Annotated in this window: 20 protein-coding genes; 12 read left to right on the forward strand and 8 right to left on the reverse strand. The window is 67.7% G+C overall.

Annotation, left to right across the window (positions count from 1 at the left end; genetic code table 11):
• The first annotated feature begins 80 nt into the window (after positions 1-80).
• The 5 genes from AC5P9I_RS12655 to AC5P9I_RS12675 all read left to right on the forward strand — a co-directional run bounded on the left by AC5P9I_RS12655 (position 81) and on the right by AC5P9I_RS12675 (position 7,440).
• Positions 81-1,130, forward strand: coding sequence for a LacI family DNA-binding transcriptional regulator (locus AC5P9I_RS12655; protein ID WP_014646964.1), 1,050 nt, complete (start codon positions 81-83; stop codon positions 1,128-1,130).
• 60 nt (positions 1,131-1,190) lie between these two features.
• On the forward strand, positions 1,191-2,504 hold the full coding sequence (gene fucP / locus AC5P9I_RS12660; RefSeq protein WP_049464304.1) for an L-fucose:H+ symporter permease: 1,314 nt from the start codon (positions 1,191-1,193) through the stop codon (positions 2,502-2,504).
• 7 nt (positions 2,505-2,511) lie between these two features.
• Positions 2,512-3,507, forward strand: coding sequence for a carbohydrate kinase family protein (locus tag AC5P9I_RS12665; protein WP_103282978.1), 996 nt, complete (start codon positions 2,512-2,514; stop codon positions 3,505-3,507).
• Positions 3,504-4,730, forward strand: coding sequence for an AGE family epimerase/isomerase (locus tag AC5P9I_RS12670; protein ID WP_130768141.1), 1,227 nt, complete (start codon positions 3,504-3,506; stop codon positions 4,728-4,730). Before AC5P9I_RS12665 ends, AC5P9I_RS12670 begins: the two co-directional genes overlap by 4 nt.
• 91 nt (positions 4,731-4,821) lie before the next feature.
• Entirely contained in the window at positions 4,822-7,440 is a 2,619-nt protein-coding gene (locus AC5P9I_RS12675) for a beta-mannosidase (protein WP_130768140.1), read from the forward strand.
• Between the two features lie 86 nt (positions 7,441-7,526).
• Here the strand turns inward: AC5P9I_RS12675 and mtnC are convergent, their stop codons facing one another.
• From mtnC to AC5P9I_RS12700, 5 genes are all read right to left on the reverse strand, one after another.
• Complete coding sequence (gene mtnC, locus AC5P9I_RS12680; RefSeq protein ID WP_053462819.1) at positions 7,527-8,222, reverse strand: acireductone synthase; 696 nt, start codon at positions 8,220-8,222, stop codon at positions 7,527-7,529.
• Positions 8,223-8,225: 3 nt separating this feature from the next.
• The gene (locus AC5P9I_RS12685) at positions 8,226-8,783 is read right to left on the reverse strand and encodes a 1,2-dihydroxy-3-keto-5-methylthiopentene dioxygenase (RefSeq protein ID WP_049464314.1); all 558 of its coding nucleotides are present in this window, start codon (positions 8,781-8,783) and stop codon (positions 8,226-8,228) included.
• A gap of 92 nt (positions 8,784-8,875) precedes the next feature.
• Positions 8,876-9,517: a methylthioribulose 1-phosphate dehydratase gene (locus AC5P9I_RS12690; protein WP_049464316.1), complete on the reverse strand. Its 642-nt coding sequence runs from the start codon at positions 9,515-9,517 to the stop codon at positions 8,876-8,878.
• A gap of 544 nt (positions 9,518-10,061) precedes the next feature.
• Positions 10,062-11,489 carry an amino acid permease gene (locus AC5P9I_RS12695; RefSeq protein ID WP_130768138.1) on the reverse strand — a complete coding sequence of 476 codons (1,428 nt, stop codon included), beginning with the start codon at positions 11,487-11,489 and terminating at the stop codon, positions 10,062-10,064.
• Positions 11,490-11,570: 81 nt separating this feature from the next.
• A complete protein-coding gene (locus tag AC5P9I_RS12700) occupies positions 11,571-13,046 on the reverse strand; it encodes an amino acid permease (protein ID WP_057495087.1) in 1,476 nt (491 codons plus the stop codon).
• A gap of 132 nt (positions 13,047-13,178) precedes the next feature.
• Here AC5P9I_RS12700 and AC5P9I_RS12705 point away from each other — a divergent pair, with 132 nt between their 5' ends.
• Positions 13,179-13,793, forward strand: coding sequence for an NUDIX hydrolase (locus AC5P9I_RS12705; RefSeq protein WP_082591251.1), 615 nt, complete (start codon positions 13,179-13,181; stop codon positions 13,791-13,793).
• A 67-nt stretch (positions 13,794-13,860) separates the two neighbouring features.
• Here the strand turns inward: AC5P9I_RS12705 and serA are convergent, their stop codons facing one another.
• Positions 13,861-15,102: a phosphoglycerate dehydrogenase gene (gene serA, locus AC5P9I_RS12710; RefSeq protein ID WP_005416356.1), complete on the reverse strand. Its 1,242-nt coding sequence runs from the start codon at positions 15,100-15,102 to the stop codon at positions 13,861-13,863.
• A 169-nt stretch (positions 15,103-15,271) separates the two neighbouring features.
• Between serA and AC5P9I_RS12715 the strand changes: the two genes are divergently transcribed.
• The 3 genes from AC5P9I_RS12715 (at position 15,272) to AC5P9I_RS12725 (ending at position 18,859) form a co-directional block, all read left to right on the forward strand.
• Positions 15,272-16,660, forward strand: coding sequence for an FAD-binding oxidoreductase (locus AC5P9I_RS12715; protein ID WP_074726326.1), 1,389 nt, complete (start codon positions 15,272-15,274; stop codon positions 16,658-16,660).
• A gap of 62 nt (positions 16,661-16,722) precedes the next feature.
• The gene (locus AC5P9I_RS12720; protein ID WP_049468701.1) at positions 16,723-17,022 is read left to right on the forward strand and encodes a DUF2388 domain-containing protein; all 300 of its coding nucleotides are present in this window, start codon (positions 16,723-16,725) and stop codon (positions 17,020-17,022) included.
• Between the two features lie 40 nt (positions 17,023-17,062).
• Positions 17,063-18,859: a DUF7844 domain-containing protein gene (locus tag AC5P9I_RS12725; RefSeq protein WP_130768137.1), complete on the forward strand. Its 1,797-nt coding sequence runs from the start codon at positions 17,063-17,065 to the stop codon at positions 18,857-18,859.
• Here AC5P9I_RS12725 and AC5P9I_RS12730 read toward each other — a convergent pair.
• Together AC5P9I_RS12730 and AC5P9I_RS12735 are read right to left on the reverse strand one after the other, a co-directional pair.
• Positions 18,837-19,913, reverse strand: coding sequence for an ATP-binding protein (locus AC5P9I_RS12730; protein WP_064238399.1), 1,077 nt, complete (start codon positions 19,911-19,913; stop codon positions 18,837-18,839). The two genes, AC5P9I_RS12725 and AC5P9I_RS12730, sit on opposite strands and share 23 nt — an antisense overlap.
• Entirely contained in the window at positions 19,913-20,629 is a 717-nt protein-coding gene (locus tag AC5P9I_RS12735; RefSeq protein ID WP_049468695.1) for a response regulator, read from the reverse strand. Before AC5P9I_RS12735 ends, AC5P9I_RS12730 begins: the two co-directional genes overlap by 1 nt.
• Before the next feature lie 128 nt (positions 20,630-20,757).
• Between AC5P9I_RS12735 and AC5P9I_RS12740 the strand changes: the two genes are divergently transcribed.
• From AC5P9I_RS12740 to AC5P9I_RS12750, 3 genes are read left to right on the forward strand one after another with little or no spacing between them, the layout of a single operon-like run.
• Complete coding sequence (locus tag AC5P9I_RS12740) at positions 20,758-21,906, forward strand: efflux RND transporter periplasmic adaptor subunit (protein WP_130768135.1); 1,149 nt, start codon at positions 20,758-20,760, stop codon at positions 21,904-21,906.
• A gap of 36 nt (positions 21,907-21,942) precedes the next feature.
• Positions 21,943-25,092, forward strand: a complete 3,150-nt coding sequence (locus AC5P9I_RS12745) for a multidrug efflux RND transporter permease subunit (protein WP_130768134.1) — start codon at positions 21,943-21,945, stop codon at positions 25,090-25,092.
• Entirely contained in the window at positions 25,073-25,465 is a 393-nt protein-coding gene (locus tag AC5P9I_RS12750; protein WP_130768133.1) for a nuclear transport factor 2 family protein, read from the forward strand. Before AC5P9I_RS12745 ends, AC5P9I_RS12750 begins: the two co-directional genes overlap by 20 nt.
• Positions 25,466-25,516 lie beyond the last annotated feature (51 nt).

Consider the following 25,516-nt stretch of genomic DNA (forward strand, 5'->3'; position numbering starts at 1 on the left):
CGCGGTGACCCAGCGAACGGCACGGCACGACACGGCCCTGATCCATTAGGCTTGAGCCTCCAGCGGAGTCCGGGAAGACGATGAACGACAACGGCAGCAGTCCCAGCAAGCGCGCCGGCAAGGCGGTGACGGTGACCGACATCGCGCGTGCGATCGGCGTGTCACGGGCAACCGTGTCGCTGGTGCTGCGCGGCAGCCCGCTGGTCAATGTCGATACCCGCGCCAAGGTCGAGGCCGAGCTGCGCCGCCAGCGCTATGTCTACAACCGCGCGGCGGCCAACCTGCGCCGGCGCACCTCGTCGAGCATTGCGCTGGTGATCAACGACCTGTCCAACCCGTTCTTCGCCGAATTCGCGTCCGGCGTGGACGAGGCGCTGGGCGGGCGCGGTTACGTGACGCTGCTGGGCAGCACCGGGGAATCGCCGGAGCGCCAGCAGGCGGTGCTGTCCACGCTGATGGAGCACACCCCGGCCGGCCTGATCCTGTCGCCGGCCGAGGGCAGCGACACCGCGCAGTTGCGGCAGGCGCTGGGCGCCAATGCCAACGTGCTGCTGTTCAACCGCGAACTGGCCGGGGCTGACTGGGACTTCCTGACCCTGGACAACCAGCACGGCGCCTATCTGGCCACGCGCCACCTGATCGAGCGCGGCCATCGCCAGATCGCCTTCTTCGGCGGCCACGCCGCATCCAGTTCCTGCCACCAGCGCCGCGCCGGTTTCCAGCAGGCGCTGGCCGAGGCCGGGCTGTCGCTGCCGCCGGGTTGGATGATCGAGTCGGCGCCGAACCGCCTGGAAGCGGCAGCGCGCACCGATGAACTCTTCGCCGACGGTCATCGGCCAAGTGCGGCGGTCTGCTACAACGACACCGTCGCGCTGGGCCTGATGCTGGGCTTGAACTCGCGCGGCATCCGTCCGGGCGGCGATTTCGCCGTGACCGGCTTCGATGACATTTCCGAGGCGGCGGTGGCGGTACCGCCATTGACCACGCTTACCGCCGATCCGCGCGAGCGTGGCCGCCAGGCTGCGGCGCTGCTGCTGCAACGGCTGGACGAACCGGATGCGCCACCGCGGCGCACGGTCGCGCCGGTGCAGCTGCGCATCCGCGAAAGCAGTGCCGCACGACCGAACTGATTCCTTCCGCATACCCCTTCCACGCAACAACGACCTTCCGCGCATCGAGGCGCGTACCGCATGCCGATCTCCGCAACGCCCCGTCCATCGGGTTCTTCGGGCAACGCACCCGCCGTCACCAACGGCAAGGCGCTGGCTGTCGTCACCACGATCTTCTTCATGTGGGGCTTCCTGACCTGCCTCAATGACATCCTGATCCCGCACCTGAAGGCGGTGTTCGAACTGAACTACGCCAAGGCGATGCTGGTGCAGTTCACCTTCTTCGGCACCTATTTCCTGATGTCGCTGCCGGCCGGTCGGCTGGTGGCGGCGCTGGGTTACAAGAAGGGCATCGTGGCCGGCCTGGTGATCGCCGGCATCGGCGCGCTGGGCTTCTGGCCGGCGGCCGAACTGCGCGTCTATGGCGCCTTCCTCGGTGCCCTGTTCGTGCTGGCCACCGGCATTACCGTGCTGCAGGTGGCCGCCAACCCCTATGTCGCGCTGCTGGGCCCGGAGCAGACCAGCTCCAGCCGCCTGACCCTGGCACAGGCGCTGAACTCGCTGGGTACCGCCATCGCGCCGATCTTCGGTGGCATGCTGATCCTGTCCAACACGGTCAAGAGCGCTGACGACATCGCGGCGCTGCCGGCCGCCGAGCAGCTGGCCTACCGTGCCGCCGAGGCGCAGGCGGTGCAGGGTCCGTACGTGGGCCTGGCCGTGGCGCTGGTGCTGCTGGCGCTGTTCGTGTTCCTGTTCCGCCTGCCGGCGCTGAGCGACGCCACCGAGCAGGCCGACCAGGGCCACCACCACAGCTACCTGGATGCGCTGCGCAAGCGCCACCTGCTGCTGGGCGTGCTGGGCATCTTCTTCTACGTCGGCGCCGAAGTGTCGATCGGCAGCTTCCTGGTCAACTACCTGTCGATGCCCAACATCGGTGGCTTCAGCGAACAGGAAGCCACGCACTACGTGTCGGCCTACTGGACGATGGCGATGATCGGCCGCTTCGCAGGCTCCGCCCTGCTGGCGCGCTTCTCGCCGAGCCGCCTGCTGGCGATCTTCGCGCTGGTCAACGTGGCGCTGCTGGTCACCACCATGCTGACCTCCGGCAACATCGCGCTGTACTCGGTGGTGGCGATCGGCCTGTTCAATTCGATCATGTTCCCCACTATTTTCGCGCTGAGCATCGAGCGCCTGGGCCCGCTGACCAACAAGGGCTCCAGCCTGCTGATCATGGCCATCGTCGGCGGTGCCGTGGTGCCGTACCTGCAGGGCGTGCTGGCCGACCACATCGGTGTGCAGGCCAGCTTCATCCTGCCGCTGCTGTGCTACGGCTACATCATTTTCTACGGACTGGTCGGCGCACGTACGCCGGCCTCCGCAACGCAGGGAGGCTGAGTCCGGAATGGGTGCCATTGTCTGCTTCGGCGAAATTTTGATCGATCTACTAGCGCAGCCGCCGGCCTCGGCCGACACGCCGCGCGCATTCCTGCAGTACGCCGGCGGTGCACCGGCCAACGTCGCCGTGGCGGCTGCACGGCTGGGCGCGAAGACCCAGTTCGTCGGCATGCTGGGCCGCGACATGTTCGGTGACTTCCTGGCCGACAGCCTGGTCGAGCACGGCGTGGGTACCGATTACATCGTGCGCACCGACGCGGCCAAGACCGCACTGGCCTTCGTGGCCCTGGATGCCAATGGCGAGCGCAGCTTCAGCTTCTACCGGCCGCCGGCGGCCGACCTGCTGTTCCGTGACAGCGATTTCCAGGCCGCGTGCCTGGACAGCGCGCAGTGCTTCCACGTCTGTTCCAACAGCCTGACCGAGCCGGCCATCGCCGGGGCGACCTTCGCCGGCATGGACCGCGCCCGTGCCGCCGGTGCGGTGGTCAGCCTGGACCTCAACCTGCGCCCGGCACTGTGGCCCGCCAACGAAGATCCGACGCCGCGGCTGTGGCAGGCACTGGAACGCGCTGACCTGGTCAAGCTGTCGCGCGAGGAGCTGGACTACCTGGCTGCGCCGCTGGGTGCCGACGGCGAGGCAACGGTGCTGCGGCGCCTGCTGGCTGCGCAGGCGCGCTGGGTGATCGTCACCGACGGTGCGGCCACGCTGCACTGGTACACCCGCGACAACCACGGCACGGTGACCAGCTTCCGCGTGGCTACGGTCGACACCACGGCGGCGGGCGACGCGTTCGTCGGTGGCGTGCTGGTTGGGCTGCTGGAACGCGGCGGTGCCGGTGCCGGTTTTGCCGCCTTCTGCCAGGACCCCGAGGCGATCACCGCCACGCTGCGCTTCGGCGCTGCGGTCGGCGCGCTGGCTGTTACCCGCAAGGGCGCGTTCGCCGCGATGCCCTCGCTCGATGAAGTGCAGCAGCTGCTGCAGGCACAGGACATTACCGCATGAGCCCTTCGCCCGATTTCCGTTCGCCCGCGTTCCTGCGTGCGCACATCGCCGACACCATGGCGTTCTACCACCCGCGCTGCATCGATCCCAACGGTGGCTTCTTCCACTACTTCCGTGACGACGGCAGCATCTACGATGCCAGCCATCGCCACCTGGTGAGCAGCACCCGTTTCGTCTTCAACTATGCGATGGCTTACCGCGAGTTCGGCAATGCCGAGTACCGCGACGCGGTCGAGCACGGCGTGCGCTACCTGCGCGAGGTGCACCGCAACCCCGCCACCGGCGGCTATGCCTGGACCCTGCGTGATGGCAAGGTCGAGGACGATATGAACCACTGCTACGGCGTGGCCTTCGTGCTGCTGGCCTACAGCTGCGCACTGAAGGCAGGCATCGAACAGGCGCGCGCGTGGATGGACGAAACCTGGCAGCTGCTGGAAACGCGCTTCTGGGAGCCGCAGCACGGGCTCTACAAGGATGAAGCGGACGGCCAGTGGAACTTCACCGGCTACCGTGGACAGAACGCCAACATGCACATGTGCGAGGCGATGCTGGCGGCGTTCGAGGCCAGTGGCGAGCAGCGCTATGTCGAGCGTGCGCTGCAGCTGGCCGACAACATGACCCGCCGCCAGGCGGCCAAGGCCGGCGGGCTGGTCTGGGAGCACTACGATGAGAACTGGGAGATCGACTGGGACTACAACCTGGACAACCCCAAACACCTGTTCCGACCGTGGGGCTTCCAGCCGGGCCACCAGACCGAATGGGCCAAGCTGCTGTTGATCCTCGATCGCCACGTGCAGGCGGACTGGCTGGTGCCGACCGCGCAGCACCTGTTCGACGTGGCCGTGGCGCGCAGCTGGGACGATGCCCGCGGCGGCCTGTACTACGGCTTCGCACCGGAATTGCGCCGGCAGCCCGGCATGGATGGCGCGCCGATCGGTGGCGACAGCTTCGTCTGCGACGACGACAAGTACTTCTGGGTGCAGGCCGAAACGCTGGCCACCGCCGCACTGATGGCCAAGCGCACCGGTGATGACCGCTACTGGCAGTGGTACGAGCGCATCTGGGCGTACGCGTGGGCGCACTTCGTCGACCATCAGTACGGCGCCTGGTTCCGCATCCTCGATGCTGACAACCGCAAGTACAGCGACGAGAAAAGCCCGGCCGGCAAGGTGGATTACCACACCATGGGTGCGTGCTACGAAGTGTTGAACGTCGTGCGTTGAAGATCGTTCGAATGCAGTAGTGCCAGACCATGCCTGGCAATCCGAAATCGGTAGCGCCGGGCCATGCCCGGCGGAAAAACAGGAGCTCCGCGTGCATCGTCTTTCCCTCGTTGTCCGTCTGCTCCTGCTGCTGATCGCAGCCTCCACCTTCCCGGTAGCTGCAGCGCCTCTGCAGGCACAGTGGGAATTCCGCATGTTGCCCGGCGACGCGCAGGGCGCCGCGCAACCGGGCCTGCAGCAGTGGCGTGCGGCCACGGTGCCGGGCAGCGTGCACACCGACCTGCTGGCGCATGCGCTGATCCGAGACCCGTACGTGGGTGCGCCCGAAGCCGAGCTGCAGTGGATCGGCCTGGCGGCCTGGGAGTACCGCGCGCGCTTCGACGTGGACGCGGCGACGCTGGCCAAGCCCAATGCCGAACTGCGCTTCGACGGGCTGGACACTTATGCCGAAGTCAGCCTCAACGGCAGGCCGCTGCTGCGCGCGGACAACGCGCACCGGACCTGGCGCGCGCGCGTGGAAGGGCGCCTGCGGGTCAGGGACAATGAACTGCAGATCGTGTTCCGCTCACCGATCCGCACGCTGCTGCCGGGCGTGCAGGCGATGCCGCACAAGATCGCCGGCAACTATCCTTCGCCCTATGGGGACGAGCCGAAGGACGCGATGGTCGGCAACTTCGCGCGCAAGCCGGCCTACCACTTCGGCTGGGACTGGGGTCCGCGCTATGTCACCGCCGGCGTCTGGCGTGGAATCGACCTGCAGGCCTGGGACGCGCACCGCCTGACCGATCTTGCGGTGCGCACCGATGCATTGAGCGCGGAGCAGGCGAAGCTGGCGGTGCTGCTGCAGGTGGAGCAGGGCAGCGCCACCGGTTCTGCGGTCGTCAATGTGGAAGTCCGCGATCCGCAGGGTCGCAGCGTGGCCCAGCAGCAGCGCACCGTACTGCTGAAGCCCGGACAGAACAGTGTTGAACTACCGATTGAACTGGCGGAACCGAAGCGGTGGTGGCCGGTCGGCCATGGTGCGCAGGATCGCTATACCGTGCAGGCGCGCCTGGATGGCGGTGCCGACGCAACGCTGGTGCGCGAGCAGCGCATCGGCCTGCGCACGGTCGAACTGCGCCGCGATGAGGACGGCAAGGGCGGGCAGGGCTTCGCCTTCGTCATCAACGGCGTGCCGAACTTCGCCAAGGGCGCCAACGTGATTCCGTTCGATGCCTTCCCCGCACGCGTCGATGCCGCACGCCTGCGCCAGGTGCTGACCGCCGCGCGCGACGCCAACATGAACATGCTGCGCAACTGGGGCGGTGGCTACTACGAGGACGACGCGTTCTTCGACATCGCCGACGAGCTGGGCCTGCTGGTCTGGCAGGACTTCATGTTCGGTGGCGGCATGCAGCCGGGCTACGATCCGGCGTTCCGCGCCAGCGTGGTCGCCGAGGCGCGCGACAACGTGCGCCGGCTGCGCCATCACCCCAGCATCGTGCTGTGGTGTGGCAACAACGAGGAAGAAACCGCCTGGAAGGACTGGGGCCACGGCCGCGACCTGAAGGCGGCCGACCCGGCATTTGCGGCGAAAGTCTGGCAGGGCTATGTCGACCTGTTCGGCAACGACCTGCGCCAGGTGGTGGGCGAGGAAGGACTGGGCGTACCGTACTGGTCCAGTTCGCCCAGCAACGATCTGGACGAGAAGGCCAACGATTCCACCCGCGGCGACAAGCACTACTGGCAGGTCTGGGGCAATCCGGCGCTGCCGGTGCAGGCCTACCTGGGTGAGACGCCGCGCTTCATGTCCGAGTACGGGCTGCAGGCGTGGCCGTCGGTGGCGACGGTGGACCAGATCGCCACCCGCGCCGAGCAGCGCATCGACAGCCCGGTGATCCGTGCGCACCAGAAGTTCATGGCTGGCGAGGGCAACAGCCGCCTGCTGCACTACATCGAGCTGGGCTACGGTGCGCCGAAGGACTTCGAGGACTTCGTCTACCTCAGCCAGGTCATGCAGGCCGATGGCATCGCTCTGGCGGCACTGCACCATCGCACCTCGCGGCCGTACACGATGGGCTCGCTGTACTGGCAGCTCAACGACGTCTGGCCGGGCGCCTCATGGTCCAGCGTCGACTACTTCGGCCGCTGGAAGGCGCTGCACTTTGCCGCGCGGCGTTTCTTCGCGCCGGTCACGCTGGCGGCATTGCGTGATGAGGGCAGGACGCGGGTGCGCCTGATCAATGATGGCGCCTTACTGGAAGCGCGCTGGCGGCTGCGGGTGATGGATGTGGATGGCAAGGTGCTGCGCCGTCGCGAGGACGCGGTGATGCTGTCGGCGGAGGGCGTCACCTCGATCGGTGATTTCCGCGATGCCGAGCTGCTGGCCGGCGCCGACCCGAAGCGCACGGTGGCCGTGTTCGAGTTGCTGCAGAACGGCGCGGTGCGTGCGCGGCAGGTGGTCGGATTCGTCGAGGCCAAGGACCAGGTGCTGCCGCGGCAGAAACTCAAGGCCACGTTGGCCATTGACGGCGACCACTACCGCCTGCGCCTGGCAAGCGCGGCGTACGTGCGCGCGGCGTGGATCGACTTCGGCGCGCTGGACGTGCAGGTCGAGGACAACCTGCTGGACCTGCTGCCGGGTGAAACCCGTGATATCGCGGTGCGCGGTCCGGTGGACCTGGCAGCGCTGCGCGAAGCGCTGAAGGTGAAGACCCTCAACGATCGTTGAGCAAAAAAGGGGACGAAGGGGATTAAGTCGTTTGTGGCCCATGTGTGCCACAAACGACTTAATCCCCTCCGTCCCCTTTTTCCTGCTTACAGCTGGATCTGCTGGAAGTTCTCGACCCGCTCGTGGCCATTGGCGGCCTGGCCGGTGCGCGGCATCGGGTAGTCGTCGCGGCGGTCGATCAGGCGCGTCTGCAGGCCGGCTTCACGGGCGGCATCCAGCTCTTCCACCACATCGGACAGGAACAGGATCTCGCCGGCGGGCACGCCGATCGACTGCACGATGCGGCGGTAGCTGTCGGCCTCACGCTTGCCGCCGATCTCGGTATCGAACCAGCCCGACACCAGCGGGCTGAGGTCACCGGCATCGCTGAACCCGAAGAACAGCTTCTGTGCCGGCACCGAGCCGGAGGAGTACACGTACAGCGGCAGGCCGGAGGCATGCCAGCCTTTCAGCACCGGCGCCACTTCCGGGTAGAAGTGCGCGGTGTAGTCGCCACGACGGTACCCTTCGTCCCAGATCAGCCCCTGCAGCGCTTTCAGCGCGGTGTGCTTGCGGTCCTGGTCGATCCAGCCCTGCAGCGTCTCGGCCACCAGGCTGTCCTGGCAGGCGCCGCCGATCTCGGCAGCAACCGCATCCAGCCAGCGGCGGACGTCGGGCTGCTGGCCGTGCTCGGCGATGAACGCGGGCAGCGCTTTGCGGGCATAAGGGAACAGCACGTTCTTGACGAACGAGATGCTGCTGGTGGTGCCTTCGATATCGGTCAGGATGACGCGGGGCTGCATGGATCAGGACGCCTGGGTGGGTACGTAGCGGGGGAACTTCTGCGCGATGTCGGTGCCGGTGAAATGACCGACCCAGCCGTCCGGCTCGGTGAAGAAGCGGATCGCCACGAAGCTCGGTTCATCGCCCATGTCGAACCAGTGGGTGGTGCCATCGGGCACGGCGATCAGGTCGTCCTTCACGCACTCGATCTCATAGACCTTGTCCCCCACGTGCAGGGTGAACAGGCCCGAGCCTGCGACGAAGAAGCGCACCTCGTCCTCCTTGTGGAAGTGCTCGTCGAGGAACTTCTTGCGCAGCTCGGCGCGGTTCGGGTTGTCCGGGGCGATCGAGGCGACGTCCACGCTCTTGAAGCCGCGCTCGGCGACCAGGCGGTCGATGTCGGCACGGTAGGCGGCGAACACTTCCTCCTGGCTGGCGCCCGGCGCGACCGGCGCGGCGGCCTGCCAGCGCTCGAAGGTGACGCCGATCTTCTGCAGTTCGGCAGTGATGACCGCGCCGTCCTGGGTGTCCAGCAGCGGCGATTCGGGGCGGGTGTCGTCGTAGATGCGCAGTCGGCTCATGGCGGCAGCTTGAACGTCTCGGGGGGAAGACAGGGTAGCAGGGCGGGCGCGGGGTGCAGATTCCGGATCGGCATCTGCACCTGCGCGCCGGTTCAGCTGCGCAACTTGCGCAGCTCCAGTTCGCAGTGGAACAGGAACTCGAACGCTTCCAGGTGGCGGCGCGCCTCGGCCATGTCGCGGCCCCAGGCATACAGGCCATGGCCGTCGATCAGGTAGCCCCACAGGTTCTGCCGGTCGAGCAGGTCATCGACCTGCTGCGAAAGCACGTTCATGTCCTGGGTATTGGCGAACACCGGCACGTCGATGGCCATCTCGTGGGTGCTGTTGCCGGCGAAGGCCTTCAGCAGTTCGTAGCCTTCCAGGTGCACATGACCCTGCGGCGCGTACAGGCGCGAGGCAATGGTCTGCACCGGCGAATGGGTGTGCAGTACGCAGCCGATTTCCGGGAAGCGGCGGTACAGCTGGGTGTGCAGCAGGGTTTCGGCGGAGGGGCGCAGCGGGCGGCCGACGGCCTTGCCATCGAAGTCCACCACCATGATGTCGTCCTCGATCAGGCGGCCCTTGTCCTTGCCGGAGACGGTGATCGCCGCGTGGCGGTCGTCCAGGCGGTGGGAGAAGTTGCTGCTGGTGGCCGGGGTCCAGCCGGCCTGGGCCAGTTCGCGGACGTTGTCGATCAGCAGCTGGGCCAGTTCGCTCAGGCGGGCGGTGTCGTACGGGAAGGTGGGGGCGTTCATGTGGGCGATTTTACTGGATTCGGCCAGCGGCTGAGGTCCTTGTGACGGGTCGTGTAGAGCGGTTCATGGCGGGGCGGGGGGGCCGTGCAGGGGACGCTGCAAGTACGTCCCTGTAAGCTCGATGGCGCCATCCATGGCGCCAACGCCCCTGCACGGCCCACCCGCGCCGCCTCTGACAGGTTCCGGCGCGCGGCCTGCCAAGGAGTGAAGAAGGAAAAGCGAAAAGCGGGTCGCTTCGCTGCGCTTGCTCGCAGCCGAGCATGGCTCCGCTCGACAGAAGCATTCATTCCGGAACATTCGTTCATGAGAACGTTTCATCCACGCATGGCGTGGACCTACTGAACGCGCCGATGGACTCTCGGAGGTGGGGCGGGTTGGGTTCGCGGGGGTGTCCGCGGCATGGATGCCGCGGCCAAGCCCCCAGGGATGGGTTTACGGCGTCCCCCGCGAACCCAACCCGTCCCGCCAAGCCCTCAGTCCAGCTGTTGCTGTTGACGTTGCTCCCGCGGGTGCAGGGCCGCAGGCCCTGCAATACAAAAACCCCTTACTGACCCCGCAGGCGGCTGTGCCGGAAGCCGTAGCAGAAATAGATCACGAAGCCGACGACCGTCCACACCCCCATCAGCATCCAGTTGTGCATCGTCATTGCCGACAACAGTGCCAGGCAGCTCAGCACGCCCAGGCTGCAGATCAGCCACGCCATCGGCATGCGGAACGGGCGCGGCAGGTCCGGCTGGGTACGGCGCAGGATCAGCACGCCGGCACAGACTGCGGCGAACGCGATCAGCGTGCCCATCGAGGTCAGCTCGCCGAGGATGTCCAGCGGGAACAGCGCCGCCAGCAGCGCGATGCCGATGCCGGTGATCACGGTGTTGATGTGCGGGGTGCGGTACTTCGGGTGGATCCGGGTGAACACCGGCGGCAGCAGGCCGTCGCGGCCCATGATCATGAAGATGCGCGGCTGGCCGATGATCATCACCAGCACCACCGAAGACAGGCCGACCAGCGCGCCGACCTCGACCACCCAGCGCAGCCAGCCGAGCTGGGGATGCGCCGCCACCGCGGTCACCACCGGCTCATCGGTGCCCAGCAGCTGGAACGGCACCAGGCCGGTCATCACCGCGGCCATCGCGATGTACAGCACGGTACAGATCACCAGCGACAGCATCATGCCGATCGGCATGTCGCGTTGCGGGTTCTTCGATTCCTGCGCCGCCACCGATACCGCCTCGAAACCGATGTAGGCGAAGAACACCATCGCCGCGCCACGCAGCACGCCTTCCATGCCGTACTTGCCGGGGCCTTCATTGGCGGGGATGAACGGAGTCCAGTTACTGGTGTCCACGTACTTCCAGCCGACCACGATGACCAGCACGATCAGGCCGGTCTTGAGCACGACCATCGCCATGTTCATCGCCGAGGACTTGCTGATGCCGACGTAGCACAGCCAGGTCAGCAGCAGCACGAGCGCGGCGGCGGGCAGGTTGGCGATCGCGCCGGTCGGGCGCAGCTGCGCGTCGAGCGGGGCACTGACCAGGGCTGCCGGTAGATGGATGTCGAACTGGCTGAGCAGGCTGAGGAAATAACCGGTCCAGCTGACTGCCACCGCCGAGGCGGAGACGCCGTACTCGAGCACCAGCATCCAGCCGATGAACCAGGCCGAGAGCTCGCCGAAGGTGGCGTAGGTGTACGTGTAGGCGCTGCCGGAGACCGGCACCATCGAGGCGAATTCGGCATAGGCCAGCGCGCAGAAGGCGCAGCAGATGGCGGCCAGCACGAAGGACAGCATGATCGCCGGGCCGGCGTGGTTGGCGGCGGCCTGGCCGGTGATGACGAAAATGCCTCCGCCGATCACCGCGCCGATGCCGAGCGCGGTCAGCCCCCAGGGGCCAAGGTGGCGACGCAGGCTCAGGCCGTTGGCGTCTTCATGGGCGGCATGCGGATGCTTGGTGGCCCACAGTTGCTTGAACATGTGTGGTGGTCTTGTCGAAGCGCGCCATGGGCGGCGCGCGGGAAAACGGACGGGCCGGCGCGAGGCCGGCCCGAAGGCGGATCAGGGCGACTTGGCGAGCTTGCTGTTGCGGATGCCGTAGCCCAGGTAGATCAGCAGGCCGAGCAGCGTCCAGCCAACGAACAGGTGCCAGTGCACCACGAACGCCTGCCAGAACAGGAACAGGCAGGTGGCCGCGCCGAGCGGGCAGATGATCCAGACCATCGGCACGCGGAACGGGCGGTGCAGGTCCGGCTTGGTATAGCGCAGCACCAGCACGCCGACGCAGACGGTGGCGAAGGCCAGCAGGGTGCCCATCGAGACGAGTTCGCCGAGCACGTTCAGCGGCACCAGGCCGGCCAGCGCGGCAGCGATCACGCCGACCACGATGGTGGCGACGTACGGGGTGCGGAAGCGGGCGTGGACCTTGCCGAAGAACTTCGGCAGCAGGCCGTCGCGGGAGATGGTGTAGGCGATGCGGGTCTGGCCCATCATCATCACCAGCACCACCGAGGACAGGCCGGCGATGGCGCCGACTTCCACGAACGTCTTCAGCCAGGACAGGGTCGGGTAGGGCTCCAGCGCGGTCGCCACCGGCTTGTCGGTGCCCAGCAGGTGGTACGGCATCATGCCGGTCAGCACCGCACAGACGATGATGTAGACGATGGTGCACACGGCCAGCGAGCCGAGCAGGCCGATCGGCATGTTGCGTTGCGGGTCCTTGGTTTCACCGGCAGCGGTGGAGACCGCATCGAAGCCGATGTACGCGAAGAACACGATGGTGGCGGCGCGGAAGATGCCGCTCCAGCCGAACTCACCCGGCACGCCGGTGTTTTCCGGAATGAACGGGTGCCAGTTGGCCGGGTCGATGTGGGCCGCGCCGATGCCGATGAACAGGCAGATGACGGTGACCTTGATCGCCACGATGATCGCGTTGACGAATGCCGACTGGGTCACGCCCACGTACAGCAGGCCGGATACCGCCGCCACGATCAGCACCGCCGGCAGGTTGAACAGCTTGCCGGAGGAGACGAACTCGCTGCCGGTCCAGGCGATGGGCGCGGCGCTGAGCAGGTCCGGGAAGGGCATGTGCAGCGTGGTGGTGATGAAGCTGATCAGGTAGGCCGACCAGCCCACCGCGACCGACGCCGAGGCGAACAGGTACTCCAGCACCAGGCACCAGCCGATGAACCAGGCCATGCCTTCGCCGAGGGTGGCATAGGAATAGGAGTAGGCACTGCCGGAGACCGGCATCATCGCCGCGAACTCGGCATAGCACAGGCCTGCCAGCGCACAGGCGAAACCGGCCAGCACGAACGACAGCATCACCGCCGGGCCCGCGTGGTTGGCTGCGGCCTGGCCGGTCAGCACGAAGATGCCTGCGCCGATCACCGCACCCACGCCCAGCAGGATGAGGTGTTTAGCCGTGAGGGTCCGTTTCAACGTGGCTTCGCCGTCCAGGCTGCCTTCGATGGGTTCGCCGGCATCGACGTGCCCGGCCGGCTCGACCGGCTTGACCCTCAACAGAGCTTTCAGCATGCAGTACTTCCTAGTGATCGGATGGGGTGGGCGGCCGATACGTTGCCGGCCGCCTTGAATGGTGAAGGCCGTGCGAACGGCCCGCTGTACCTTAGCCAAAGCTGAAGCCAACGCACAAGCGCAATCGCAACAATGAACGGCGATAATGAGCAGTATTTTTCCGAACTGCCCCCATTCATGAGCCAGACCGTCGAAACCCTTGCCGCGCTTGACGATCGCCTGCGCGGCCTGCTCCGGGACTACGCGCGCCGCGAACCCGCCCACGACGCCCTGGCTGCCGAATTCGGCACATTGCTGGATGATCCGCAGGATCCGTTCCGGCGTGAGCGGCTGGCCGGCCACTTCACCGCCAGCTGCTGGCTGGTCAGCGCCGACGGCCAGCGCCTGCTGCTGACCCACCATCGCAAGCTGCAGCGCTGGCTGCAGCTGGGCGGCCACGCCGACGGTGAGCGCGACCTGGCCCGGGTGGCGCTGAAGGAGGCCGAGGAGGAGTCCGGCCTGAGCGGGCTGGTACTGGAAGACCCGGCCATTTTCGATCTGGACAAGCACTGGATTCCCGAGCGCAAGGACGTGCCGGGGCACTGGCACTATGACGTGCGTTTCGTGATCCGGGCGCTTGGTGGCGAGGCATTCGTGCTCAGCGAGGAATCGCTGGACCTGGCCTGGCGGCCGGTAACCGAGGTCGCGGCCGACCCGGCGTCGGATGAATCCATGCAGCGCATGGCGCGCCGCTGGCTGGCACGTTGAAAAAAGGGACGGAGGGGATTAAGTCGTTAATGCATAAACGACTTAATCCCCTCCGTCCCCTTTTTACCTAGTACAGGATGCGCGTCCGCAGCGTGCCCGGAATCGCGGCCAGCTCGTCGCGGACGGCGGCGGCCTGCGCCTCGCTGGCGGTGATGTCGATCACCACGTAGCCCACCTTCGGGTCGGTGCGCAGGAACTGGCCGTCGATGTTGACGTTGTGGCGCGAGAAGATCTCGTTGACCCTGGACAGCACGCCCGGCACGTTCTGGTGGATGTGCAGCAGGCGCAGGCTGTCTTCGTGCTCGGGCAAGGTCACTTCCGGGAAGTTGACCGCCGACAGCGTGCTGCCGTTGTCGCTGTAGCGCACCAGCTTGGCCGCCACTTCCACGCCGATGTTGTCCTGCGCTTCCAGCGTGCTGCCGCCCACGTGCGGGGTCAGGATCACGTTGTCGTGGCGGGTCAGCGGCGACTCGAAGATATCGCCGTTGCCCTTCGGTTCGACCGGAAACACGTCCAGCGCGGCACCGCCGACGTGGCCGCTGGCCAGCGCAGCGTCCAGCGCATCGATGTCGACCACGGTGCCGCGCGCGGCGTTGATCAGGTGCGCGCCCTTGCGCATCTTCGCCAGCTCGGTGCTGCCGATCATCCACTGCGTGGCCGGGGTCTCCGGCACGTGCAGGGTGACGATGTCGGCGCGGGCCAGCAGATCGTCCAGGCTCGCCGCGGCACGCGCATTGCCCAGCGCCAGCTTGGTTTCCACGTCGTGGAAGATCACCTGCATGCCCAGCGATTCGGCCAGCACGCCGACCTGGGTGCCGATGTGGCCATAGCCGATGATGCCCAGGGTCTTGCCACGCACCTCATGGCTGCCGCTGGCCGACTTCGACCAGCCGCCGCGATGGCACTCGGCGTTCTTCTGCGGAATGCCACGGGTCAGCATGATCGCCTCGGCGATCACCAGCTCGGCCACGCTGCGGGTGTTGGAGTAGGGCGCGTTGAACACCGGGATGCCGGCCAGCTCGGCCGCGTCCAGGTCGACCTGGTTGGTGCCGATGCAGAAGCAGCCCACCGCGATCAGGCGCTTGGCCTCGGCCAGCACCTCGGCGCTGAGCTGGGTGCGCGAACGGATGCCGACGATGTGCGCCTCGGCGATGCGCGCCTTCAGTTCGTCCTCGGGCAGTGCCTTGGTGTGCGCCTCGATCTGGCTGTAGCCGGCGGCGCTGAACACCTCCACGGCGGTCTGACTGACCCCCTCCAGCAACAGCACGCGGATATCCTGCTTGGGGAACGAGGTCTTCTTCGGCGACATGGGGCAACACGGCCAGTGGGACAGGGGCTGACCACTATGCCAGATCGCAACGCCCATGGTGCAGTGCGCAATTGGTTGCATCCGTAGCTATCTGTACGGCTGCGGGGCTGGACGCTGGCGCGTGCCGCTGGCACGCTTGCCCGTTCTTCACGCACCGCGCTGGACCGTCATGACCGATTCCCGCATTGCCTCGCTGCAGCAGGCCTGTCCCGGCCTGAAGCTGAAGACCGACCCGGCCGACCTGGAGCATTACGGGCGTGACTGGACCCGGCGCTGGACGCCGGCGCCGCTGGCGATCGCACTGCCGGCCACGGTCGAGGAAGTGCAGGCGGTGATGCGCTGGAGCGCGGGCGAGGGCGTGGCCGTGGTGCCGTCCGGTGGCCGTACCGGCCTTTCCGGTGGCGCGGTGGCGGCCAATGGCGAGCTGGTGCTCAGCCTGGAACGGATGAACAAGGCGCTGGCCTACGACGCGGTCGATCGCACCCTGGTGGTGCAGGCCGGCATGCCGCTGGAGGCCGTGCACAACGCCGCGCTGGACCACGGCCTGATCTACCCGGTGGATTTCGCCGCGCGCGGCTCGTGCACGATCGGCGGCAACATCGCCACCAATGCCGGCGGCATCCGCGTGATCCGCTACGGCAATACCCGCGAGTGGATCGCTGGGCTGAAGGTGGTTACCGCCAGCGGCGAACTGCTGGAGCTCAACAAGGGCCTGATCAAGAACTCCAGCGGCTATGACTTCCGCCAGCTGCTGATCGGTTCGGAAGGCACGCTGGGCGTGATCGTCGAAGCGACGGTGAAGCTGACCGATCCGCCGCCGGCCAGCAACGTGATGCTGCTGGCGCTGCCCAGCTTCGAAGTGCTGATGCAGGTATTCGCCGCGTTCCGCGCGCGGCTGCAGCTGCAGGCCTTCGAATTCTTCACCGACCGGGCGCTGGAGCACGTGCTGGCGCATGGCGCCCAGGCACCGTTCGACGAGGTGCATCCGTACTACGTAGTCACCGAGTTCGCCGCCAACGACGAAGCGCAGGAAGCGGCGGCGATGGCGGCCTTCGAGGACTGCATGGGCAACGGCTGGGTCAGCGACGGGGTGATCAGTGCCAGCGACGCCCAGGCCGCCCAGCTGTGGCGCCTGCGCGAAGGCATCACCGAATCGCTGGCGCGCTACAAGCCCTACAAGAATGATGTCTCGGTGCGGATCTCGGCGATGCCGGCGTTCCTGGCCGAGACCCAGGCACTGATCGGGCAGGCTTACCCGCATTTCGACGTGGTCTGGTTCGGCCATATCGGCGACGGCAACCTGCACATCAACGTGCTCAAGCCCGACGACACCAGCGACGCCGATTTCGTCGCGCAGTGCGAGCAGGTGACCAAGCTGCTGGCGCAGGTACTGGCGCGCTTCGATGGCAGCATCTCGGCCGAGCACGGTATCGGCCTGGTCAAGAAGGGCTACTTGGACAGTACCCGCGGTCCGGCCGAGATCGCGCTGATGAAGGCGGTCAAACGCGCGTTCGATCCCCAAGCGCGGCTGAATCCCGGCAAGCTGTTTGACGCCTGAACCGGGCAAATCCTTCACGCACCCGTTACGCTCCACGGATCCTCACAACCGGCTTCGAACCGATGACCCGTCCGATCCTGCTGCTCGCCCTGCTGTCCCTGCCGCTGGCCGGCTTTGCTTCCAGCTTCGCCGGCACCTCGGCCGGTTCGGCGACCGGTGCCTCTTCCGGTTCCTCGGGCAGCAGCTCGGGCGACGACAAGGTGGTGCTGGCGGCACGCGACGACGCCGCTGCCTTCGTCGCCAGCGACGGCCAGATCCGCGGCGCCCGCCTGCAGGCCGCACTGGCCCACCTGCGTGAGCAGAGCGCCGCCGCGCAGCAGCAGAGCGACCTGGAACTGGCCCGCTCACTGCTGGCGCGTTGATCCGGCCTTCGGGTAGTGCCGGCCGCTGGTCGGCAACTGCATGACATCTGTACGGAACGCCGCCACGCATGGCGTGGCTCTACTGCTGGTCGCCCATGTCGCGCACGCAGCTGATCGCCTGCAGCTGGACCCGGCAGGGTTGAGCCCTGCCCAACGGCAGGTGGCGTCGCAGACGCTCGCCGATGTGCAGTCATTGCTGCCCGAGGGCCTGCTGCGCGCATTGCCGGCGCAGGTCCAGGTGCGCTGGAGCGATGACCTGCCGGTCGATGTACATGGCCGTGCCTTCGGCGGGCGCATCGCACTGCGCCGCGACCTGCTGGACGAGGCGGTGCCGGGTGCGCGGCGCGCGCGACGCAGCGCGCTGGTGCATGAGCTGACCCACGTTGCCGACCGCGGCGGCGCGAACTGGTCGCGCAGTGCGCGCTGGCGTGATCTGGCCGGTTGGCAGCGCAAGCCCTGGCACCTCGGTCGTGGCGACAACGATTTCCGTGACCGCAGCCCCGATGCCTATGAACGGAAGGACCCCGCCGAATACCTGGCGGTGAACGCCGAGCACTTCGTGCTCGACAGCACGTTCGCCTGCCGGCGCCCGGCGCTGGCGCAGTGGTACCAGGCCCACTTCGGAGCGCCGCCATCGCTGCCGCAACCGCAGTGTGCCGCAGCGTTGCCGTTGCTGCAGGCCGGATCGGAAGAGGGCGCGGCATCGCTGCTGCAGCTCGATCCCGCCCGCGTCTACGCCGTGGACTACCTGTTCGCCGAAGGCAGTGCGCAGCCGATGAGCCGTTGGGGCCACAGCATGCTGCGGCTGGTGATCTGCAAACCGGGCCGCGTGCCGGGACCGGACTGCCGCCTGGACCTGGAGCATCACCGCGTGCTGTCCTTCCGCGCCTTCGTCGGCGACGTGCAGATATCCAACTGGCGCGGCCTCACTGGTGGCTACCCGTCGCGCCTGTTCGTGCTGCCGCTGCAGCAGGTGGTGGACGAATACACCAAGGTTGAACTGCGCGGGCTGCAGTCGCTGCCGTTGCGGCTGCACCGCGAGGAGATCGCCAGCCTTCTGGAGCGGACCGCCCAGGTGCACTGGAGCTATGACGGGCGCTATTACTTCGTCAGCAACAACTGCGCAGTGGAAACCGCGAAGCTGCTGCAGGCCGGTGTGCCACGGCTGGGCGAGGCCGGGCTGGCCCAGCTGAGCCCGCGTGGCCTGAAACGGCGACTGGTACGGCTGGATGCGCTCGATGAGCGCGTGCTGGCCGATCGCAGCGCAGCGCAGGCGCAGGGGTACTACTTCGCTTCGGCGCGCGACCACTACCAGCAGTTGTTCGCAGTGGCGGCGGCGCAGCTGGCCTTGCCCGCCCGTGATGTGCACGGCTGGCTGAAGCTGCCGGCACGGCAGCGCGCGCCGTGGCTGCTGCAGGGTGACCTGCGCGCCAGCGCCGGCCTGCTGCTGCTGGAACAGGCTGCGCAGCGGCGCGCCGAGCTGCGCGCGCGCGACGTGCTCAAGCGGCAGCTGCTGGCGGCGCCGGACAGCGCAGCAACCCGCAGCCTGCGCGCGTTGCTGGAGCAGGGCGGGCAATGGCTGCGCCCGGGTACGCTGCTGCAGGACGGCGGCTACGGGTTGCCGCTGGCCGACGAGCAGGCACTGCTGTCCACGGCCGTGGCCACGGCCAGCGCACAGGCCGTACCGGCATGGCAGGCCTTGCGTTCGCGGCTGCGCCAGCAGCTGCCGGTGCGGCAACGCGAAGAAATGGATGCGATCGACGCGAACCTGGCCGCGCTCGGTGCACGGCTGCGGGCACAGGCCGCGGCTCCGGCTACTGGCGCGGCAGTTCGATGACGAAGCGACTGCCGCCGGCGCTGCCCGGCGTGCAGTAGGCTTGGCCACCGTGCGCATCGGCAATCGCCTTGACCACCGCCAGGCCCAGCCCGCTGCCACCGCCCTGGCGTGAGCGCGAGCCGTCGGCGCGCGTGAACGGCGTGAAGATGTCCGCGTGCAGTGCCGGATCGATGCCCGGGCCCTCATCCTCGATTGCCACCTGCACGTGGCCCGGCGTGTCATGCACGGCGATGCGCACCTTGCCCGTGCTGGCATAGCGGCGCGCGTTCTCCAGCAATGCCAGCAATGCCTGGCGCAGGCGGGTGGGATCACAGTGCGCGTTGTGCTCCTCACGGCTGGTTTCCAGTTCGAGCACGAAACCGGCGGCGCGGAACTGCGGGTCGACCAACGTCATCACCGAGTGCACCTCGGCCACCACGTCGGTGCGTGCGCGGCGTACATCCAGCCGTGCATTGTCGGACAGGCTCAGCACGCGCAGGTCCTCGATCAGGCGCGACAGTCCTTCGACCTGCGCAAGCAGGCTGCGGAACTGCGACTCGTCCGGCTGGAACACACCCTCGGCCAGCCCCTGCAGGCGACCACGCAGGATCGTCACCGGCGTGCGCAGCTCATGGGCAATGGCCGCGTGCCACATCGCGCGCTCGCTCTCCATGTGCTGCAGGCGGCGCGCCATTGCGTTGAAATCCTCGACCAGGGTGGCCACTTCGCCGGGGGAATTCTCCTCGGCGCTGGCACGTGCGCCGAGGTCGCCGCCGGCAAGCGCGCGCACGCTGTCCACCACCGAATTCAACGGCGACAGGATGCGATGGGCCAGGCGGAATGAAGCAGCGAGGGCCAGCGCCAGTCCGGTCAGGATCACGCCGACCATCCATGCCAGCTCCGGCCCGGTCGGCAGCCAGCTTTCGGGCTCTTCGGTGCTGCCGGGGAAGAATTCGACCAGCACCGCATACAGCAGCCACGACGACAGGATCATCATTACGATGACGCCGATCACCATCAGCGACATCGACACGATGATGTGGCGGCTGAGCCCGGAGCGGCGCAGGCGGGCCATCAGCGGTCGGCCATCAGCCGGTAGCCGACGCCGCGCACGCTGGCCGGCACGTTGACCATGCCCACTTCGTCGAGCTTGCGGCGCAGCTTGCTGACATGGCTGTCGACGGTGCGCTCCAGCGCTTCGCTTTCCGGCAGGCATTCATGCATCAGTTCGCTGCGGCTGAAGATGCGCGTGGGCGCCAGCGCCATGCAGTGCAGCAGCTTGAACTCGGTGAGGGTGAGCAGTACTTCATGGCTGTAGCCTTCGCCCTCGACGTGCACGGCATGGGTGGCCGAATCGATCAGCAGTGGGCCGACCCGCAGCGCAGTGGGTGCATCCACCCGCGAGGCCCGCAACGTCCGCCGCAGCACGGCGCGCACGCGCGCGGCCACCTCGGCCGGGTTGAACGGCTTGACCACGTAGTCGTCGGCGCCCATCCGCAGCGCGGTCAGCTTGTCCAGGTCCTGGTCCAATGCGGTCAGCATGATCACCGGCGTCTCGCCACGCTGGCGCAGCTGGGTCAGTACGCTCCAGCCATCCAGGCGCGGCAGCTGCACATCGAGCAGGACCAGGTCGGGGCGGGCGCTGCGATGCAGGTCCAGTGCGCTGTGGCCATCGGCGGCACGCAGGGTGCGCAGGCCTTCGCGTTCCAGGTAGGCAGTAAGGATGTCGGCGATCTCGACCTCATCCTCGACAATCAGGACGAGGGCGGCGAGGGCGGGTGAGGCATGCATGCAGGGCGGGGCCGTAAGGTGCTTGCCTCCATCGTATCTCCACACTTCCTCCATCGAAACCCCATCATCGCCACGCACACTGCGCGCTTCAGAACCTATCCGCCGCCTGCGCGGCATTGTGCACAGCAATGAGAACCTTCAGGACTCCGGTCGCGTTGATCGCGGCCCTTGCCTTGGCCATGACGGCCTGCTCCTCCCCCGAAGCCACCCCGGAACCGGCGCCGCGTGTCAGCGTGGTGAGCGTGGGTCCGCAGGTGGTGCAGCGCGATGACGAACTGCCCGGCCGCGTGGCGGCGGTGCGCACCGCGCAGATCCGAGCCCAGGTGGGCGGCATCGTGCAGCGGCGCCTGTTCGAACAGGGCGCGGAAGTCAGTGCCGGCCAGGCCCTGTTCCAGATCGACCCGGCAGCGTTCCGTGCCGATGTCGATTCGGCATTGGCCGCGCTGCAGCGCACTGAGGCCGCGCTGGCCCGCAGCCGCGTTCAGTCGCAGCGCCTGCATGCATTGGCCGCCGCGCAGGCGGTCAGCCAGCAGCATCGCGACGACGCCAGCGCCGAGTACGAACAGGCCCGTGCCGCCGTGAACGAGGCACGCGCCATCCTGGCGCGTCGCCAGCTCGACCTGCGCCATGCGACGGTCAGCGCACCGATTGCCGGTCGCATCGACCAGGCGCTGGTGACCGAAGGCGCACTGGTCGACGTGGCCGATTCCGAGCCCATGGCGGTGGTGCAGCAGATCGACCAGGTCTACGTCGATGTGCGGCAGCCCGCCGCGCAGCTGGAATCGCTGCAGCGCAGTGCGGGCGATGCCGGCGAACTGCCGGTGACGATCATCGGCGCCGCTGGCAAGCCCCTGCCCGAGCGCGGCACGCTGCTGTTTTCCGGCGTCAACGTCGATGCGCGAACGGGAGACGTGATCCTCCGCATCGTGGTCGACAACCCACGCCGCCAGCTGCTGCCTGGCATGTACGTGCGCGCGAGGGTGCCACGCGGCGCGCCGGCCAGTGCCCTGACCGTGCCGCAGCAGGCGGTCCTGCGCAGCGCCGGTGGCCAGGCCTATGCGTGGGTGATCGGCGGCGACGGCAAGGCGGTGATCCGCACGCTGGAGGTGGACGGCAGCGTCGACCGCCAATGGCTGGTGCGCTCTGGCCTGAAGGCGGGCGAGAAAGTGGTGGTCGAGGGCCAGGAACGCCTGCAGGAAGGCGTGGTGGTCGATGCACGCGACTGGCACAGGCCAGTCGCCAGCGCCGGTGCCGTGCAGGCCGGCAGCCAGGGCTGAGCCTTTCCCGGGCCGGTCCCTCCAGGGAAATCCAACATGGCACGTTTTTTCATCGATCGCCCGGTGTTCGCCTGGGTGCTGGCGATCTTCATCATCCTGGCCGGCGTACTGGCGATCCCGCGGCTGGCGGTGGAGCGCTATCCGGCCGTTGCGCCGCCCAGCGTCAGCATCTACGCCAGCTATCCGGGCGCCAGCCCGCAGACGCTGAACGACGCTGTGGTCGGCCTGATCGAGCGCGAGCTGTCCAGCGTCAAGCATCTGCTGTACTTCGAATCGTCGGTGGATACCTCCGGTGAAGCGTCGATCACGGCCACCTTCAAGCCGGGGACCGACCCGGAGCTGGCGCAGGTGGACGTGCAGAACCGGATCAAGGCGATCGAGCCACGCCTGCCACGCAGCGTGCGCCAGAACGGCCTGTTCGTGGAGGCCGCCGATTCCGGCTTCCTCATGCTGGTCGGCCTGCGCTCGCCGGATGCCAGCGTCAGCGAGGCAGCGCTCGGCGACTTCATGGCCCGCAACATCATCGAGGAGCTGCGCCGCATCGATGGCGTCGGCCGCGTGCAGCTGTTCGGCGCCGAACAGGCGATGCGCGTGTGGCTGGACCCGGCCCGGTTGACCGGTTACGGCCTGACCATCACTGACGTGGCCACGGCCATCGAGCAGCAGAACCTGGAGATCTCACCCGGGCGCATCGGCGATTCGCCGGGTGTGCCGGGCCAGCGCATCACCGTGCCGTTGAGCGCCGATGGCCAGCTGTCCACGCCGGAGCAGTTCGCCGCCATCGTGCTGCGCGCCGGGGCCGACGGCTCGCGGGTGCTGCTGGGCGATGTCGCCCGCGTCGAGCTGGGCGCGCAGAGCTACGCCTGGGGTACCCGCGAGGACGGTCACCCGGCCACCGCCGCCGGCGTGCAGCTGCGCCCGGGTGCGAACGCGGTGCGCACGGCCGCGGCGGTGCGCGAGCGGATGGCCGAGCTGGCACCGCTGCTGCCGCGCGGGGTGGAGTCGAGCATTCCGTTCGATACCGCACCCTTCGTGAAGATCTCGATCCAGAAGGTGGTGCAGACCCTGCTGGAGGCGATGCTGCTGGTGTTCGCGGTGATGTACCTGTTCCTGCAGAACTGGCGCTACACGCTGATTCCAGCGCTGGTGGCACCGATCGCGCTGCTGGGGACCTTCGCGGTGATGCTGGCCCTGGGCTTCTCGATCAACGTGCTGACCATGTTCGGCATGGTGCTGGCGATCGGCATCATCGTCGATGATGCGATCGTCGTGGTCGAAGGCGTGGAACGGATCATGGCCGAGGAGGGCCTGCCCCCGCGCGAGGCCACCCTCAAGGCGATGCGCGAGCTGACCGGTGCGGTGATCGGCATCACCCTGGTGCTGACCGCGGTGTTCATCCCGATGGCGCTGGCCAGCGGCTCGGTGGGCGCGATCTACCGCCAGTTCACCGTGGCGATGGCGGTGTCGATCCTGTTCTCGGCGCTGCTGGCGTTGAGCCTGACCCCGGCGCTGTGCGCGACGCTGCTGCGCCCGACCACCCATGGCCATCATGGCCGCAGCGGGTTGTTCGGTGCCTTCAATCGCGGCTTCGAGCGGATGACCGGGCGTTACCAGCGTGGTGTTGCATCGGTGCTGCAGCGGAGCGGGCGGGTGATGGGCGTGTTCGCGGCGCTGGTCGTGGCGCTATTGCTGGGCCTGCACTGGCTGCCGGGCGCGTTCCTGCCGGAGGAGGACCAGGGTTATTTCATGACCTCGATCCAGCTGCCGGCCGAGGCGACGGCCGAACGCACCTTGGCGGTGGTCGAAGCCTACGAACGCCATGTGGCCTCGCGGCCGGGCATCGGCTCCAACCAGGCGATCCTCGGCTACAGCTTCTCCGGTTCCGGCCCGAGCGCAGCGCTGACCTATACGATGCTGAAGGACTGGGGTGAGCGTGCAGGGGCCACCGCGGCCGGCGAAGTGGAGGCCGCGCAGAAGGCGATGGCTGCGGTTGCCGAGGGCGAGGTGATGAGCGTGATGCCGCCTGCCATCGACAGCCTGGGCCGATCGTCCGGCTTCTCGCTGGCCCTGCAGGCGCGCACCGGGCAGAGCCAGGCCGAACTGCGCGCGGCCCTGCAGCAGCTGTTGAAGCTGGCCGAGGCCAGTCCGCTGCTGTCGGAGGTGCATGCCGACGGCCTGCCGGCCGGCACCAGCGTGCGGCTGGACATCGATCGGGCCAAGGCCGAGGCGATGGGGGTGGGCTTCGAGCACATCAGCAGCACGCTGTCGGCGGCGATGGGCTCGCAGTACGTCAACGATTTCCCCAACAAGGGCCGCTTGCAGCAGGTGATCCTGCAGGCCGATGCACCCCACCGGATGGAACTGGAGGATGTGCTGAAGCTGTACGTGCGCAACAGCGAAGGCGGCATGGTGGCGCTGTCCGAGCTGGTCACCCCGCACTGGACCGAGGCGCCGCTGCAGCTGCAGCGCTATCTCGGCTTCCCGGCGTTGAATCTGTCCGGCGCACCGGCCTCGGGCGTATCGACCGGCCAGGCCATGGCGGAGATGGAGCGGTTGGCGCAGAAGCTGCCGTCCGGTTTTGCCCTGCAGTGGACCAGCCAGTCGCTGCAGGAGCGCGAATCGGGACAGCAGGCACCGTGGTTGTTGCTGCTGTCGATGCTGGTGGTGTTCCTGGTGCTGGCGGCACTGTACGAGAGCTGGTCGATCCCGCTGGCGGTGATGCTGGTGGTGCCACTGGGCCTGCTCGGTGCGGTTGCTGCGGTGCTGTTGCGTGGCATGCCCAACGACGTGTTCTTCAAGGTCGGCATGATCACCGTGATCGGGCTGTCGGCGAAGAACGCGATCCTCATCGTCGAGTTCGCGCGCCAGCTGCAGCAGCAGGGTCGCGGCCTCGTTGAAGCAGCGCTGGAGGCGGCGCGGCTGCGCCTGCGGCCGATCGTGATGACCTCGCTGGCGTTCGCGCTGGGCGTGGTGCCGCTGATGCTGGCGCAGGGCGCGTCGAAGGAAACCCAGCAGGCGATTGGAACCGGTGTGTTCGGCGGCATGGTCAGTGCGACCGTGCTGGCGGTGTTCTTCGTGCCGGTCTTCTATGTAGTGGTGCAGCGCGCGCGGCAGTGGATCGCGCAGCGGCTGCGCAGGCGCCGGCCGATGCCGGAAGGAACCGTGGATGGAACGCAACAGCGTTGAAGATCTGCACGAGCCCCAGTTGATGGCGCTGGAGCAGCGCCTGTGCACGGCACTGTTGGAGAATGATCACGATGTGCTGGCCACGCTGCTATCGCCGGCCCTGTTCATGATGGATGGCCACGGTGGCCAGATGCGCGACCTGCCGTGGCTGGGAGCGTGGCGTGCCGGTGGCCTGCAGGTGCGGAGCCTGCGCCTGCACGCGGTGGAAACGCTGCTGTGTGGCCGCCTGGCGTTGCTGTCCGGCGATGTGCAAGGGGTGGTGCATTGGCAGGGCCGGGAGCGCGAGTTGAAACTGCGCCTGCTGCGGGTCTGGACCTGCAGTTCTGGAGACAGCGGCGCCCGGTTGTTGTCGATGGCGGTGTTGGCCGCGTGAGTACGGTCAGGCCGCTTTCAGGCCCTGCTCACCGCAAGGTGGTAGGGTCGA

Source organism: Stenotrophomonas sp. YJH_SMC_29 (assembly GCF_059371235.1).

Excerpts from the sequence above, each read along its gene's own strand:
- AC5P9I_RS12730 (WP_064238399.1), bottom strand. The coding sequence starts at position 19,913 with ATGGCCCGCCTGCGCCGCTCCGGGCTCAGCCGCCACATCATCGTGTCG.
- AC5P9I_RS12700 (WP_057495087.1), bottom strand. The coding sequence starts at position 13,046 with ATGCTGAAAGCTCTGTTGAGGGTCAAGCCGGTCGAGCCGGCCGGGCAC.
- AC5P9I_RS12655 (WP_014646964.1), top strand. The coding sequence starts at position 81 with ATGAACGACAACGGCAGCAGTCCCAGCAAGCGCGCCGGCAAGGCGGTG.
- AC5P9I_RS12715 (WP_074726326.1), top strand. The coding sequence starts at position 15,272 with ATGACCGATTCCCGCATTGCCTCGCTGCAGCAGGCCTGTCCCGGCCTG.
- AC5P9I_RS12690 (WP_049464316.1), bottom strand. The coding sequence starts at position 9,517 with ATGAACGCCCCCACCTTCCCGTACGACACCGCCCGCCTGAGCGAACTG.
- AC5P9I_RS12725 (WP_130768137.1), top strand. The coding sequence starts at position 17,063 with ATGACATCTGTACGGAACGCCGCCACGCATGGCGTGGCTCTACTGCTG.
- AC5P9I_RS12750 (WP_130768133.1), top strand. The coding sequence starts at position 25,073 with ATGGAACGCAACAGCGTTGAAGATCTGCACGAGCCCCAGTTGATGGCG.
- serA (WP_005416356.1), bottom strand. The coding sequence starts at position 15,102 with ATGTCGCCGAAGAAGACCTCGTTCCCCAAGCAGGATATCCGCGTGCTG.
- AC5P9I_RS12665 (WP_103282978.1), top strand. The coding sequence starts at position 2,512 with ATGGGTGCCATTGTCTGCTTCGGCGAAATTTTGATCGATCTACTAGCG.
- AC5P9I_RS12740 (WP_130768135.1), top strand. The coding sequence starts at position 20,758 with ATGAGAACCTTCAGGACTCCGGTCGCGTTGATCGCGGCCCTTGCCTTG.
- mtnC (WP_053462819.1), bottom strand. The coding sequence starts at position 8,222 with ATGCAGCCCCGCGTCATCCTGACCGATATCGAAGGCACCACCAGCAGC.
- AC5P9I_RS12735 (WP_049468695.1), bottom strand. The coding sequence starts at position 20,629 with ATGCATGCCTCACCCGCCCTCGCCGCCCTCGTCCTGATTGTCGAGGAT.
- AC5P9I_RS12670 (WP_130768141.1), top strand. The coding sequence starts at position 3,504 with ATGAGCCCTTCGCCCGATTTCCGTTCGCCCGCGTTCCTGCGTGCGCAC.
- AC5P9I_RS12745 (WP_130768134.1), top strand. The coding sequence starts at position 21,943 with ATGGCACGTTTTTTCATCGATCGCCCGGTGTTCGCCTGGGTGCTGGCG.
- AC5P9I_RS12720 (WP_049468701.1), top strand. The coding sequence starts at position 16,723 with ATGACCCGTCCGATCCTGCTGCTCGCCCTGCTGTCCCTGCCGCTGGCC.
- AC5P9I_RS12705 (WP_082591251.1), top strand. The coding sequence starts at position 13,179 with ATGAACGGCGATAATGAGCAGTATTTTTCCGAACTGCCCCCATTCATG.
- AC5P9I_RS12695 (WP_130768138.1), bottom strand. The coding sequence starts at position 11,489 with ATGTTCAAGCAACTGTGGGCCACCAAGCATCCGCATGCCGCCCATGAA.
- AC5P9I_RS12685 (WP_049464314.1), bottom strand. The coding sequence starts at position 8,783 with ATGAGCCGACTGCGCATCTACGACGACACCCGCCCCGAATCGCCGCTG.
- fucP (WP_049464304.1), top strand. The coding sequence starts at position 1,191 with ATGCCGATCTCCGCAACGCCCCGTCCATCGGGTTCTTCGGGCAACGCA.